Below are 13679 nucleotides of genomic sequence, written 5' to 3' on the forward strand. Positions count from 1 at the left end.
GCAGTTTACGCCAATCGGCGCGCCTGACAAAGTCCTAGTATTTTTGTCAGGAAAGCGCCCCCGTCCAGTTCTGAATAATCGGTACGGCTACAGGTTTTCGTAACGGTTCATATCCAGCACACCTGCTTCGACCGGGTCGGTCTCATTGATGTACTGGCCAATATCATGGAAGTAATGCCAAAACTGCGGGTTGCTGCGGCGAATCCCCCAGCGCTCGACAATGGTGTCGAAGGTCTCTTGGTCCTTGCATTGCTCCATCGCCTGAACAAACTCTGGCACCTCGCTTGCCGGAATATTGAACATAAAGTTCGGATAACTGCTGAGCACCCCCGGGTAGATGGTCAAGGTGTCCAGCCCCGGCTGCAACCGGTATTCCTCACCGAGCATGAACGCAACGTTGGTGTGCGCGCGATTGCGCAGCATGCTGTACATCTCGCGTTTGCCGTTGGCACCCTCGATCCGCAGCATGCTGGCTTCGGGCAACTGATTGATCACTGCCAGGCCCGCTGCGGGACGCGAGGTCAGGTGGCTGAGGGATTGCTCGGCATACTTGAACTCCTGCGCAATATCGGGCCGTGAGCAATACGCCCCCGAGCACCGGTTGATCGGGTCCGGCCGCGCATTCAGGGTGCCTGTGCGCTCTATCAACTTGAGCGCAAAGTCCCGCTTGGGATCGACCGGATCCAGCTTCATGCCCGTCGGCGTGTCGGTATCGATCTTCTGATAGTCCATCCACATTTTCAGTTTGCCGCTGTTCTGATACCAGTCGCTCAAGATGGCCGAGCGGGAATCAGCCGGCATCAAACGCAGGAAGTTGACCTCGGCGCCATTACGGATGAGGTCAAAGTACAAGCGCGTCTGCGCCTGATGGGACACATTGCCGAACACATCAAAGTTGACTGCCAACTGGTAATAGGTGCGCTCCAGCAAGGGGTAGTCGAACAGCCACATGGTTTGCGGCACGTCACCGATCAGGCCCTTACTGACGCTCGCGCTGTCAAAGTGCCGAAAGATGGTTAGTAAGGCGTTGTCGTTACCCGCCCACAAGGTCGACCAGCTGGGCGGCGGCATCTCGGCGTAAGCTTGCTGGCGCAACTTCTCATAGTCGTTGCGCTTGTCGCGATAGTTGTGCCACAGCGAAATCACACTGCCCACATCGTCGATTTGCCCCGGCATGGCCAGTAACGGCGTAGCCTTGCCGCGATAAACTGCATCCGTGACATAGCGATCGCGGGCAGGCTCCTGGAACACGGTCCAGAAGTTATCGCGAATTACATCTGTCGCAATTTGCCCCCGGCATACCGGGCCGCGGATAAAGGTACGTACGAAATATTCCGCGTTATCGAGCATGAACTGATAACGCGCAACCGCCGGAATCGCCTCGAAGGTTTCAAACGGGTTGGCCCGCCCGCGCGGCCCGTAGCCCGGCAATGACGTGGCATGCCAATCACCGCTGTAGAACAGTTGTTTGACCCGCTCCAGCTTGCGCGAGCCCATCGGATAAGTGATGTGGGTCTTGTGGACGATCACCCCCTGGACCGGCATCAACCGATAGTAAAAACCGGTGCCCGGATCATCATTCGGACGGCGTGTCGCAATCAGGTCAACCGGCTGGCCGCTGGGCGTGCGCGAACGTACCCATTGAAAGTAATGACCCGGCACACCGTTGTCGAAATAGGCATGGGCCAAAAACAAATGCTCATACAACCAGCGCGCGACAAGGGCTTCAGTGGAGCCCGGGCGATTGAGCAACTCTTCCCACTGCGCGACCTGTGCTGCCTCACCGGCGCTTGGCTTGATTGCGTTCTGATCCACCGGCGCGCCCTGGGCGAGCCAGGTTTGCACGGTCATATATTGCTGATCGGTAAGCCCGGTCACGGCTAATGGCATCCCTTCCTTGGGATGATTTTGCGCATAAACATTGAATTCACCCGGCGCCGGGCAGGCGTTCTCGCGATTGAGGCCCAGCACAATCTCTTCAGGCAATTTGGCATTGGGTGTCAGCGGTGCGCTGTGGCCCAGCTCCAGCATCCGTGCCATCAACGCCGCTTGCGCGCCCTGGGCATCAAGAACCGAGTAAAAGCCTTTGTTGCGCCATTCTGAAGGGCCACTGGCGTCATAGAAAATTCGCGTTGGCGTTACTGCGGTGCTTCGATCGCCCTTATACACAGGGACTTTGCTGGCACCACGGGTGGCACCTTCTGCGCTGCCTAGGTTGAGCTGGCAGGCGGCGTCGTTGCAGGCGTGACAGGCAACGCATTTCTCAGTGAGGATCGGCTGTATGTCCTGGGTGTAGGAAATAGCCGGACTGACCAGCGGGGTTTGTCCCAACGCTGTACTGCACACCACCAGCGTCACGGCGCTGGTGAGTAGGCGAAAAAACATGTGCCATTGTCCTGATATCAAAATATGGAGCAATTCTACCCATGGAGTTGTCGCTTCAACATGAATCAAATTCATGTAAATTAGCGAACGCTCAAATCCCACGCAGGTTTGTTATGATTTCGCATCTTTTGCATGGCTCTAACAGGTAGTCCTATGTCTGACCGCAGCGCTCGTCTCCAAGCACTTCAGCAAGCCCTCAAAGAGCGCATTCTGATTCTCGATGGCGGCATGGGCACTATGATCCAAAGCTACCGCCTAGAGGAACACGACTATCGTGGAACACGCTTCGCCGACTGGCCGAGTGACGTCAAAGGCAATAACGACCTTTTGATCCTCAGCCGCCCGGATGTAATCGGGGCCATTGAGAAGGCGTATCTGGATGCCGGGGCCGATATCCTCGAAACCAACACCTTCAACGCCACTCAGGTGTCCCAGGCCGACTACGGCATGCAGGCACTTGCCTACGAACTCAACGTAGAAGGCGCACGCCTGGCCCGCAAGGTGGCCGACGCCAAAACTCTCGAAACCCCGGACAAGCCGCGTTTTGTCGCTGGCGTGCTCGGGCCGACCAGCCGAACCTGCTCGCTGTCGCCGGATGTGAACAACCCCGGCTATCGCAACGTGACCTTCGATGAGCTGGTAGAAAACTACACCGAAGCCACCAAAGGCCTGATCGAAGGCGGCGCCGACCTGATTCTGATCGAGACCATTTTCGACACCCTCAACGCCAAAGCCGCGATCTTTGCCGTTCAGGGCGTGTTTGAGGCGTTGGGTGTCGAACTGCCGATCATGATCTCCGGGACAATCACCGATGCTTCCGGGCGTACGCTGTCGGGTCAGACCACCGAAGCATTCTGGAACTCCATCAGCCATGCCAAGCCGATTTCGGTCGGTTTGAACTGCGCCCTGGGTGCCCGTGAATTGCGCCCGTATCTCGAAGAGTTGTCGAACAAGGCCGATACCTATGTTTCGGCTCACCCCAACGCGGGCCTGCCCAACGAGTTCGGTGAATACGACGAACTGCCGGCTGAAACTGCCAAGGTCATTGAAGAGTTCGCCCAAAGCGGCTTTCTCAACATTGTGGGAGGCTGCTGCGGCACCACCCCGGGCCATATCGAAGCCATCGCCAAGGCGGTGGCCGGCTATGCCCCGCGCCAGATCCCGGATATCCCGAAAGCCTGCCGCCTGTCCGGTCTTGAGCCGTTCACCATCGATCGCAGCTCACTGTTCGTAAACGTTGGCGAGCGTACCAACATCACCGGTTCGGCCCGCTTCGCCCGGCTGATCCGTGAAGACAATTACACCGAAGCCCTGGAAGTGGCGCTGCAACAGGTTGAAGCCGGTGCGCAGATCATCGACATCAACATGGACGAGGGCATGCTGGACTCGAAGAAGGCGATGGTCACCTTCCTCAACCTGATTGCCGGCGAACCGGATATCTCCCGCGTGCCGATCATGATCGACTCCTCCAAGTGGGAAGTCATCGAAGCGGGCCTCAAGTGCATTCAGGGCAAGGGCATCGTTAACTCGATCAGCATGAAGGAAGGCGTTGAGCAGTTCATTCATCACGCCAAACTGTGCAAGCGCTATGGCGCTGCCGTGGTGGTGATGGCGTTTGACGAAGCCGGCCAGGCCGATACTGAAGCGCGCAAAAAGGAAATCTGCAAACGCTCCTACGACATCCTGGTCAATGAAGTCGGCTTCCCGCCGCAAGACATCATTTTCGACCCGAACATCTTTGCCGTGGCCACCGGTATTGAAGAACACAACAACTACGCCGTGGACTTCATCAACGCCTGCGCCTACATCCGCGACGAGCTGCCGTATGCTCTGACTTCGGGCGGCGTGTCCAACGTGTCCTTCTCGTTCCGTGGCAACAACCCGGTACGTGAAGCCATCCACTCGGTGTTTTTGCTGCACGCGATCCGCAATGGCCTGACCATGGGCATCGTCAACGCCGGCCAGTTGGAGATTTACGACCAGATCCCGGCTGAATTGCGCGACGCCGTGGAAGACGTGGTGCTCAACCGCACCCCGGACGGCACCGATAACCTGCTGGCAATCGCCGACAAGTACAAAGGTGACGGCAGCGTCAAAGAGGCCGAGACCGAAGAGTGGCGTGGCTGGGAAGTCAACAAGCGCCTTGAGCACGCGCTGGTCAAGGGCATCACCACCCATATCGTCGAAGACACCGAAGAGTCGCGCCAGTCGTTCAAACGCCCTATCGAAGTCATCGAAGGGCCGCTGATGTCGGGCATGAACATCGTGGGCGATCTGTTTGGTGCGGGCAAAATGTTCCTGCCCCAGGTGGTGAAATCCGCCCGCGTGATGAAACAGGCAGTGGCGCACCTGATCCCGTTTATCGAACTGGAAAAGGGCGACAAGCCAGAGGCCAAGGGCAAGATCCTGATGGCTACCGTTAAAGGCGACGTGCACGACATCGGCAAGAACATTGTCGGCGTGGTACTGGGCTGTAACGGCTACGACATTGTTGACCTGGGCGTGATGGTGCCGGCAGAGAAAATCCTGCAGGTGGCCAAGGAACAGAAGTGCGACATTATCGGCCTGTCCGGCCTGATTACCCCGTCGCTGGATGAAATGGTCCACGTGGCCCGCGAGATGCAGCGTCAGGATTTCCATCTGCCGCTAATGATCGGTGGCGCAACCACGTCCAAGGCTCACACAGCGGTCAAGATCGAGCCCAAGTATCAGAATGATGCCGTGATCTACGTCACCGATGCCTCGCGCGCCGTAGGTGTAGCCACCCAGTTGCTGTCCAAGGAACTGAAGCCCGGTTTCGTCGAGAAAACCCGCCTTGAATACATTGAAGTGCGCGAACGCACCGCTAACCGCAGTGCCCGTACCGAGCGTTTGAGCTACCCCGCAGCCATTGCCAAAAAGCCACAGTTCGACTGGAGCACCTACGAGCCGGTCAAACCGACGTTTACCGGGGCCAAGGTGCTGGACAATATCGACCTCAAAGTGCTGGCCGAGTACATCGACTGGACGCCGTTCTTCATCTCCTGGGACCTGGCAGGCAAGTTCCCGCGCATCCTGACCGACGAAGTGGTCGGCGAAGCTGCCACCGCGCTGTATGCCGATGCTCAGGAAATGCTCGCCAAACTGATCGACGAGAAGCTGATCAGTGCCCGTGCGGTGTTTGGCTTCTGGCCGGCCAACCAGGTCAACGATGATGATCTGGAACTGTACGGCGACGATGGCCAGCCATTGGCAAAACTGCACCACCTGCGCCAGCAAATCATCAAGACCGACGGCAAGCCGAACTTCTCGCTGGCCGACTTTGTCGCGCCCAAAGACAGCGGCGTCACCGACTACGTAGGGGGGTTTATTACCACCGCCGGTATTGGTGCCGAAGAAGTGGCCAAGGCGTATCAGGATGCGGGCGACGATTACAACTCGATCATGGTCAAGGCGCTGGCAGACCGTCTGGCCGAAGCCTGCGCCGAATGGTTGCACCAACAGGTGCGGACCAAATACTGGGGGTATGCCAAGGATGAGCAACTGGCCAATGACGAACTGATCAAAGAGCAATACAGCGGCATCCGCCCTGCCCCGGGTTACCCGGCCTGCCCGGACCACACGGAAAAAGGCACCCTGTTCGCCCTGCTGGACCCTGAAGCACAAGAGATGCGCGCAGGCCAGAGCGGTGTTTTCCTGACCGAACACTACGCCATGTTCCCGGCTGCTGCGGTCAGCGGGTGGTACTTTGCTCACCCGCAAGCGCAATACTTTGCCGTGGGCAAGGTCGACAAGGATCAGATTGAAAGTTACACGGCCCGTAAAGGTCAGGACCTGAGCGTGACGGAGCGCTGGCTGGCGCCGAATCTGGGTTACGACAACTAAAACCCCTGCCTCTGTAGGAGCGAGCTTGCTCGCGAGCCGTTAAAGCTCGCGAGCAAGCTCGCTCCTACGGTTAAGTGGTATGCATCCCTTGAACTATGCTGTGCTCACAGCAACTCAATAGCGCAGGGATGTATGGACGATCCAGCCAACAAGCCACCTACCTTCTGGCAAGTGCTGCACAGCGTGATGGCTGCAGCTTTTGGCGTGCAAAGCGCAAAAAACCGCTCCCGTGATTTCACCCACGGCAAGCCCGGTCAGTTTCTGATACTGGGCTTGTTGTTTACCCTGTGCTTCGCGCTCGCCCTGTTCGGGATCGTGAAGCTGGTGCTGTATCTGGCAGGGGTTTGATTACTGATGACTCACCCAGAAAATGGCCGTTGAGACCACCAGGATAATCAGAAAAAGAATGGCCCATGCATCGACCTTGCTGTCGCTTTTACGCACTTTGACTGGAGTACTCATCGCATCGCCTTTTTTCGGTTTTATGGGTGAATGCTTGAAGACTTGCGCTCAGTTAAGTTCAGTAATGTCCTCCTCACAAGTAAGGCATTGAGAATCAGACTCTTATAGTCGTTTTGGTTCTTTGCATATGCTTAAACATCACTTTTGCGCATAACTACAAACTGGTATCGTGCCTCGCTCCGTGGGGAGTGCGCGGCCGTGCGCGCAGATAAGCTGTTAGCAGCCTGAGAACAGGACCTATATGTACGTATATGACGAGTACGATCAGCGGATCATCGAGGACCGCGTCAAGCAGTTCCGGGATCAGACCCGACGCTATCTGGCAGGTGAGCTGAGCGAAGAAGAGTTCCGCCCCCTGCGCCTGCAAAATGGCCTTTATGTTCAACGTTTTGCCCCGATGCTGCGGGTTGCCGTGCCTTATGGCCAGTTGACCTCGCGTCAAGCGCGAATGATGGCCAAAATTGCCCGCGACTATGACAAGGGCTACGCCCACATCAGTACCCGCCAGAACGTGCAATTCAACTGGCCGGCGCTGGAAGACGTGCCGGACATCCTGGAAGAACTGGCGACTGTGCAAATGCACGCCATTCAAACCAGCGGCAACTGCCTGCGTAACGTCACCACCGACCAGTTTGCCGGTGTGGCTGCCGATGAACTGATCGATTCGCGCCCATGGTGCGAGATTGTGCGTCAGTGGACCACGTTCCACCCTGAATTCGCCTATTTGCCGCGTAAATTCAAAATCGCCATCAATGGCTCTGCCTCTGACCGTGCCGCCATTGAAGTGCACGATATCGGCCTGGAGCCGGTATTCAACGACGCCGGCGAACTGGGCTTCCGCGTACTCGTGGGCGGCGGTCTTGGCCGTACTCCGGTGATCGGCGCATTCATCAACGAATTCCTGCCGTGGCAAGACTTGCTGAGCTACCTCGAAGCCATCCTGCGGGTTTACAACCGCTACGGCCGTCGTGACAACAAGTACAAGGCCCGGATCAAGATCCTGGTAAAAGCCCTGACCCCGGAAGTGTTCGCCGAGCGCGTTGAAGCCGAGATGGTTCACCTGCGCGGTGGTTCGAACACCCTGACCGAGGCTGAAGTCCAGCGCATCGCCAGGCACTTCGTCGACCCTGACTACAAAGTACTGCCCGACTTCAGCGCTGAACTGGCTGAACTCGACCAGCAGCACCCGGGTTTCGCCCGCTGGCGCAGCCGCAACACCCTGGCCCACAAAAAGCCGGGCTATGTCGCCGTGACCCTGTCGCTCAAACCTACGGGTGTAGCGCCGGGTGACGTGACAGACAAACAGTGGGACGGCATCGCAGACATGGCCGATCGCTACAGCTTCGGTCAACTGCGCACCTCCCACGAACAGAACATCATCCTGGCCGACGTCGAACAAAACCAGTTGTTCACCATGTGGGGCGAGTTGCGCGAGCAAGGCTTCGCCACGCCGAACATCGGCCTGCTGACCGACATGATTTGCTGCCCTGGCGGTGATTTCTGCTCGCTGGCCAATGCCAAGTCGATCCCGATTGCCGAATCGATCCAGCGTCGCTTTGACAACCTGGATTACCTGTTCGACATCGGCGAACTGGACCTCAACATCTCCGGCTGCATGAACGCCTGTGGTCACCACCACGTCGGTCACATCGGGATTCTGGGCGTAGACAAAAAAGGCGCCGAGTTCTACCAGGTCTCTCTGGGTGGCAGCGCCAGCCGTGATGCCAGCCTGGGCAAAATTCTCGGCCCCTCGTTCGCCCAGGACGCCATGCCGGACGTGATCGAAAAGCTGATCGATGTGTACGTTGAAAGACGTACCGAAGATGAGCGCTTCATCGACACCTACCAGCGTATCGGCATCGACCCTTTCAAGGAGCGCGTCTATGCAGCGAATAATTAAAAACAACGAAGTGATCGACGAAACCTGGCACTTGCTGCCAAAGGACGTCAGCTTTGATGACATCTCCAACTGCGACGACCTGATCGTGCCGCTGGCGCTGTGGCGCGAACATGGCCCGGCACTCAAGGCCCGTGATGGCGGCCTAGGTGTATGGCTGGACAGCGATGAAGAAGCCGAGGAACTGGGCGAGGACGTGGCTAACTTTCAGGTCATTGCCCTGAACTTCCCCGCCTTCACCGATGGCCGCAGCTACTCCAACGCCCGCTTGCTGCGTGACCGTTATGGTTACAAAGGCGAATTGCGCGCGATTGGCGATGTCCTGCGCGACCAGCTGTTCTACCTGCACCGCTGCGGCTTCGATGCGTTTGCCATTCGTGCCGACAAAGACCCGTATGAAGCACTGCAAGGCCTGAAAGATTTTTCGGTGACCTACCAGTCTTCCACCGATGAACCGATGCCGCTGTTCCGTCGTCGTTGATCGCCTGACGCGCCCGTGTCACATGGCATGCCTGTGACACGGGCAACTCCTGAGTCCTTACGTGGCTCAAAGAGTCCCGAAAGACAGCAGACTTACCAGAACCGCTGCTGAGTCAAACGGCTCCACAAAGAGTCAACCACCCGCTCTGCCGAACTGCTGGCCGCCAGGCCAACGCGCTCCTGCAAGCTTTTACGCTGTGCATAGTGCAAGTGGTAAAGGTGAGCGTCCCTGGCGCGCTCCGACAAATACTCGTCACTGGTTTTCAGCTCATCCACCAGCAGCTTGTCGACCGCTGCAACCCCCAGCCAGACCTCGCCGGTGGCCACTTCATCGATGGCCAGCTGCGGACGGTACTTGGCGACAAAGTTCTTGAACAACTGATGGGTGATGTCCAGATCCTGCTGGAACTTCTCCCGGCCTTTTTCCGTGTTTTCGCCGAACACCGTCAGGGTGCGCTTGTACTCGCCGGCGGTCAGCACTTCGTAATCGATGTCGTGCTTTTTCAGCAGGCGATTGACGTTGGGCAACTGCGCCACAACCCCGATCGAACCCAGAATCGCAAAGGGTGCGCTGATAATCTTCTGACCGATACACGCCATCATGTAGCCGCCGCTTGCCGCGACCTTATCGATACAGATGGTCAGCGGAATGCCCGCCTGACGGATACGCGCCAGTTGCGACGACGCCAGGCCATAGCTGTGCACCATGCCGCCGCCACTTTCCAGACGCAGCACCACCTCATCGGCCGGGGTGGCCAGGGTCAGCAACGCGGTGATTTCGTGACGCAGGCTTTCAGTGGCCGAAGCCTTGATATCACCGTCGAAATCCAGCACAAATACGCGCGGTTTCTCTTCCGGTTGTTTTTTCAACTTCTTGTCGGTTTTAGCCTGCTGTTTACGCAGTGACTTGAGTTGATCCTTGGGCAGCAACGACTGCTCCAGCTTGTCGCGCAGGCCTTTATAAAACTCGTTCATCTTGCTGACCTGCAACTGCCCTGCAGAGCGACGGCGACCTTTGCCACGCAATGCCGCAATCGTCACCAGCACCACCACAATGGCAATCACCAGCGTCACGGTCTTGGCCAGAAAACTGGCGTAATCGGCAAAAAATTCCACAGCCTCTCCTTAATTAGCGTACGACCCTCGGGTTAGGGCCGCGCAATGACGCCCAGCATACCGGCGTGACCTTCGCCCTGCCAGCCGCGATACAGGGTCAAGGGACGCCCATACAGGCGATTCAAACGAGCGTATGTTTTTTCATTGACAGGTTCTTGCCTTCCTCCTAACCTCGCCACACTTTCAACTGAGCGGGATGACGCGAAAGTGGGCAGCATCTATTTGATAAGACATGGCCAGGCCTCCTTCGGTGCTGATGACTACGACATGCTGTCGCCCCTGGGCGTGCGTCAGGCACAAGTCGTTGGCCAGCATCTGGTTGACCTGGACCTGCGCTTTGATCGCTGCATCTCGGGCGATCTGCTGCGCCAGCAAGACACCGCGCGTCATGCACTGGCACAGTTCACGGCTGCCGGACTGCCCGTTCCCGCCCATGAGATTGACCCGGCATTCAACGAATTTGACGCTTTCGCGGTGCTTGGCGCCCTGCTTCCTGGCCTGTTGCCAGATGAACCTGACGCCATAACGGCCATGAATAATGCCGCCCACAACCCGGCAGAGTTCCAGCGCATTTTTGAACTGATCATCGCGCGCTGGCTCAGCGGCACCTATGACACCCCCGAACTTGAAACCTGGCTGGGCTTTGTAGAGCGGGTTCAGGCAGGCCTGAACCGGATTCTCGACCTGGCCCGCAATCAGCAGACCATCGCCGTGTTCACCTCAGGTGGCACCATCACTGCTTTGCTGCACATACTGACGCAAATTCCGGCCAGCGATGCCTTCAAGCTGACCTGGCAAATTGCTAACACCTCGCTCAGCCAGCTCAAGTTCCATGGCCGCGAGGTCGTTCTGGCTTCCTTCAACAGTCATGTGCACCTGCAACTGTTGAAGACGCCGTCACTCATCACCTATCGTTGAGCGTCGGCAACCGCGACCTGCGGGTCGCAGTAAACCAACCTAAAAGGATCGAACCATGACTTCTGTAGCTGATGCCGTTCAAGCAATGAAAGCCAAATTCAACCCAGCCGCTGCTGCCGGTCTGGACCTGGTATTCGGTTTTCGCATTGATGACACCAAAAACTTCTCGCTGATCGTTAAAGACAGCACTTGCGAACTCAAAGAAGGCGAGAACCCGGACGCCCAAGTCACACTGGTCATGGACGGTGAAACCCTGGACGGCATCGTCAGCGGCGAAACCGATGGCATGCAAGCCTTCATGGGCGGCAAACTGCGCGCTGAAGGCGACATGATGCTGGCCATGAAGCTGAGCGAACTGTTCCCTTCGTAAGCCACACGCAACAGCAAAAAACCGAAGACCACGCGCTTCGGTTTTTTTTCGCCTCGCTTTACTCAACGCTTATCAATCCCGCTGATCGCCCATCAACACCCGCACCTATTAAGGCCGTGCCCGGCTTGTCCCGGGCCCGGTCGACCATTAGATTAGCGAATGTTACCCAGCCACAAATATAAGCAGAAGAGATAAACATGGCGCTAACTGACTCCTCCACCGGCATCCGCCCGGGTGAAGAACTCGACATCAGCCGCATCGATCCTTACCTCAAGGCCCATGTCCCGGGGCTTGTGGGGCAACCCGTGGTCAGCCAGTTTCCGGGGGGCGCGTCCAACCTCACCTACTTGGTTCAATACCCCGATCAGGAGCTGGTACTGCGTCGCCCGCCCTTTGGCCAAAAAGCCCGATCGGCCCACGACATGGGCCGCGAATACCGCATTCTTAACCAGCTCAAGGATGCCTTCGCTTACTGCCCCAAAGCCTTTGCCCACTGCACGGACCAAACCCTGATCGGCTCCGAGTTCTACGTCATGGAGCGGGTCCGGGGCATCATTTTGCGCTCCGACCTGCCCGATGAACTGGCGCTGACTGCCGACGCCACCCAGACCCTGTGCAAGAGCTTCATCGACACCCTGGTGCAATTGCACCAGGTCGACTACAACGCCTGCGGGCTGGGCAACCTGGGCAAACCTGAAGGCTATGTACAGCGCCAGATCAGCGGCTGGAGCGAGCGTTATGAAAAAGCCCTGACCCCGGATGCCCCGCGCTGGGAAGCCGTCAAGCAGTGGCTGCAGGCCAAAATGCCGGCAGATCACCCGACCCCGGCCATCGTTCATAACGACTATCGCTTCGACAACGTGATCCTCGACCCCGCCAACCCGATGCAAATCATCGGCGTGCTGGACTGGGAGCTGACGACCCTGGGCGATCCGCTGATGGATCTGGGCAACACCCTCGCCTACTGGATTGAAGCCGGCGACCCGGCACCGGTTCAACTGATGCGGCGCCAGCCCAGCAACGCCCCGGGCATGTTGACCCGCCGGGAATTTGTCGATTACTACGCCGAGCGCACCGGTATTCAGATAGACAACTACGATTTTTACTACGCCTACGGACTGTTCCGTCTGGCGGGTATCGTTCAGCAAATCTATTACCGCTATTACCACGGCCAGACCCGGGACAAGCGCTTCGCGTCCTTTGTGCAGATGAATGCGCTGCTTGAGCAAATGAGCCTCAACCTCATCCACTCATCCAGCCTCTAAACCCGCGACAACCAGGGAATCAACATGTCCAGGACTCAACTGTTCGACCTTGATGGCAAAATTGCATTTGTTTCCGGAGCCAGTCGCGGCATCGGTGAGGCCATCGCCAAACTGCTGGCCCAACAGGGCGCCCATGTGATTGTTTCCAGCCGCAGGCTAGAAAGCTGCCAGCCGGTGGCTGATGCGATCATCGCCGAGGGCGGCAAAGCCACGGCCATCGCCTGCCATATCGGCGAAATGGAACAGATCACCCGCACCTTTACCCGGATCCGCGAAGAATTTGGCCGCATCGATATTCTGGTCAACAACGCGGCGACCAATCCGCAATTCTGCAACGTCCTGGACACAGACCTGAGTGCGTTCCAGAAAACCGTGGACGTCAACATTCGCGGTTATTTCTTTATGTCGGTTGAGGCCGGCAAGCTGATGCGCGACCACGGCGGCGGCAGCATCATCAACGTAGCCTCCATCAATGGCGTGTCGCCGGGCGTGTTCCAGGGGGTCTACTCAATGACCAAAGCCGCGGTCATTAACATGACCAAGGTGTTTGCCAAGGAGTGCGCGCAGTACGGGATTCGCTGTAACGCCCTGCTCCCGGGCCTGACCGACACCAAATTTGCCTCGGCCCTGGTCAGTAATGACGCCATCCTCAAGACCGCACTGCAACAGATCCCGCTCAAGCGCGTGGCACAACCCGGCGAAATGGCCGGTGCAGTGTTGTATCTGGCCAGCGACGCCTCGAGTTACACCACCGGCGTGTCGCTGAACGTAGACGGCGGCTACCTCTCATAACCCAAACCAACCCCGGCCCCCCCTGTAGGAGCGAGCTTGCTCGCGAGCTCTTAACCCCCAAAAGCTCGCGAGCAAGCTCGCTCCTACAGAGCCAAAGCAATAATTCAATTCCACCAGTTGATATTCCAGA

Annotated in this window: 10 protein-coding genes; 8 read left to right on the top strand and 2 right to left on the bottom strand. The window is 57.7% G+C overall.

Annotated features, from left to right (window positions below; genetic code table 11):
* Positions 1–87: 87 nt before the first annotated feature.
* Positions 88–2385 carry a fatty acid cis/trans isomerase gene (locus ACP7BO_RS11080; RefSeq protein ID WP_397456652.1) on the bottom strand — a complete coding sequence of 766 codons (2298 nt, stop codon included), beginning with the start codon at positions 2383–2385 and terminating at the stop codon, positions 88–90.
* Positions 2386–2538: 153 nt separating this feature from the next.
* On the opposite strand from ACP7BO_RS11080, the gene metH reads away from it, so the two are divergent.
* The 4 genes from metH (at position 2539) to ACP7BO_RS11100 (ending at position 9089) form a co-directional block, all read left to right on the top strand.
* The gene (gene metH / locus ACP7BO_RS11085) at positions 2539–6249 is read left to right on the top strand and encodes a methionine synthase (protein ID WP_397456651.1); all 3711 of its coding nucleotides are present in this window, start codon (positions 2539–2541) and stop codon (positions 6247–6249) included.
* 132 nt (positions 6250–6381) lie between these two features.
* On the top strand, positions 6382–6597 hold the full coding sequence (locus tag ACP7BO_RS11090) for a DUF2970 domain-containing protein (RefSeq protein ID WP_073510462.1): 216 nt from the start codon (positions 6382–6384) through the stop codon (positions 6595–6597).
* A 355-nt stretch (positions 6598–6952) separates the two neighbouring features.
* Positions 6953–8611, top strand: coding sequence for a nitrite/sulfite reductase (locus tag ACP7BO_RS11095; protein ID WP_397456650.1), 1659 nt, complete (start codon positions 6953–6955; stop codon positions 8609–8611).
* The gene (locus ACP7BO_RS11100; protein WP_060692240.1) at positions 8595–9089 is read left to right on the top strand and encodes a DUF934 domain-containing protein; all 495 of its coding nucleotides are present in this window, start codon (positions 8595–8597) and stop codon (positions 9087–9089) included. Before ACP7BO_RS11095 ends, ACP7BO_RS11100 begins: the two co-directional genes overlap by 17 nt.
* A gap of 92 nt (positions 9090–9181) precedes the next feature.
* Here ACP7BO_RS11100 and sohB read toward each other — a convergent pair whose 3' ends face one another.
* Positions 9182–10204, bottom strand: coding sequence for a protease SohB (gene sohB, locus ACP7BO_RS11105; protein WP_060692238.1), 1023 nt, complete (start codon positions 10202–10204; stop codon positions 9182–9184).
* Positions 10205–10411: 207 nt separating this feature from the next.
* Here sohB and ACP7BO_RS11110 point away from each other — a divergent pair, with 207 nt between their 5' ends.
* From ACP7BO_RS11110 to ACP7BO_RS11125, 4 genes are all read left to right on the top strand, one after another.
* Entirely contained in the window at positions 10412–11122 is a 711-nt protein-coding gene (locus ACP7BO_RS11110) for a histidine phosphatase family protein (RefSeq protein ID WP_426210309.1), read from the top strand.
* A gap of 55 nt (positions 11123–11177) precedes the next feature.
* A complete protein-coding gene (locus tag ACP7BO_RS11115; protein WP_060692234.1) occupies positions 11178–11492 on the top strand; it encodes an SCP2 sterol-binding domain-containing protein in 315 nt (104 codons plus the stop codon).
* 197 nt (positions 11493–11689) lie between these two features.
* On the top strand, positions 11690–12757 hold the full coding sequence (locus ACP7BO_RS11120; RefSeq protein WP_426210311.1) for a phosphotransferase family protein: 1068 nt from the start codon (positions 11690–11692) through the stop codon (positions 12755–12757).
* A 24-nt stretch (positions 12758–12781) separates the two neighbouring features.
* The gene (locus tag ACP7BO_RS11125; RefSeq protein WP_397456646.1) at positions 12782–13549 is read left to right on the top strand and encodes an SDR family oxidoreductase; all 768 of its coding nucleotides are present in this window, start codon (positions 12782–12784) and stop codon (positions 13547–13549) included.
* Positions 13550–13679 lie beyond the last annotated feature (130 nt).

Source organism: Pseudomonas sp. TWR2-1-1 (genome assembly GCF_049897045.1).
Classification (GTDB): Bacteria; Pseudomonadota; Gammaproteobacteria; order Pseudomonadales; family Pseudomonadaceae; genus Aquipseudomonas; species Aquipseudomonas versuta.

What these genes read in the sequence shown, in the direction of transcription:
- ACP7BO_RS11080 (WP_397456652.1), bottom strand. Translation starts at nt 2,385, where the DNA reads ATGTTTTTTCGCCTACTCACCAGCGCCGTGACGCTGGTGGTGTGCAGT.
- metH (WP_397456651.1), top strand. Translation starts at nt 2,539, where the DNA reads ATGTCTGACCGCAGCGCTCGTCTCCAAGCACTTCAGCAAGCCCTCAAA.
- ACP7BO_RS11090 (WP_073510462.1), top strand. Translation starts at nt 6,382, where the DNA reads ATGGACGATCCAGCCAACAAGCCACCTACCTTCTGGCAAGTGCTGCAC.
- ACP7BO_RS11095 (WP_397456650.1), top strand. Translation starts at nt 6,953, where the DNA reads ATGTACGTATATGACGAGTACGATCAGCGGATCATCGAGGACCGCGTC.
- ACP7BO_RS11100 (WP_060692240.1), top strand. Translation starts at nt 8,595, where the DNA reads ATGCAGCGAATAATTAAAAACAACGAAGTGATCGACGAAACCTGGCAC.
- ACP7BO_RS11115 (WP_060692234.1), top strand. Translation starts at nt 11,178, where the DNA reads ATGACTTCTGTAGCTGATGCCGTTCAAGCAATGAAAGCCAAATTCAAC.
- ACP7BO_RS11120 (WP_426210311.1), top strand. Translation starts at nt 11,690, where the DNA reads ATGGCGCTAACTGACTCCTCCACCGGCATCCGCCCGGGTGAAGAACTC.
- ACP7BO_RS11125 (WP_397456646.1), top strand. Translation starts at nt 12,782, where the DNA reads ATGTCCAGGACTCAACTGTTCGACCTTGATGGCAAAATTGCATTTGTT.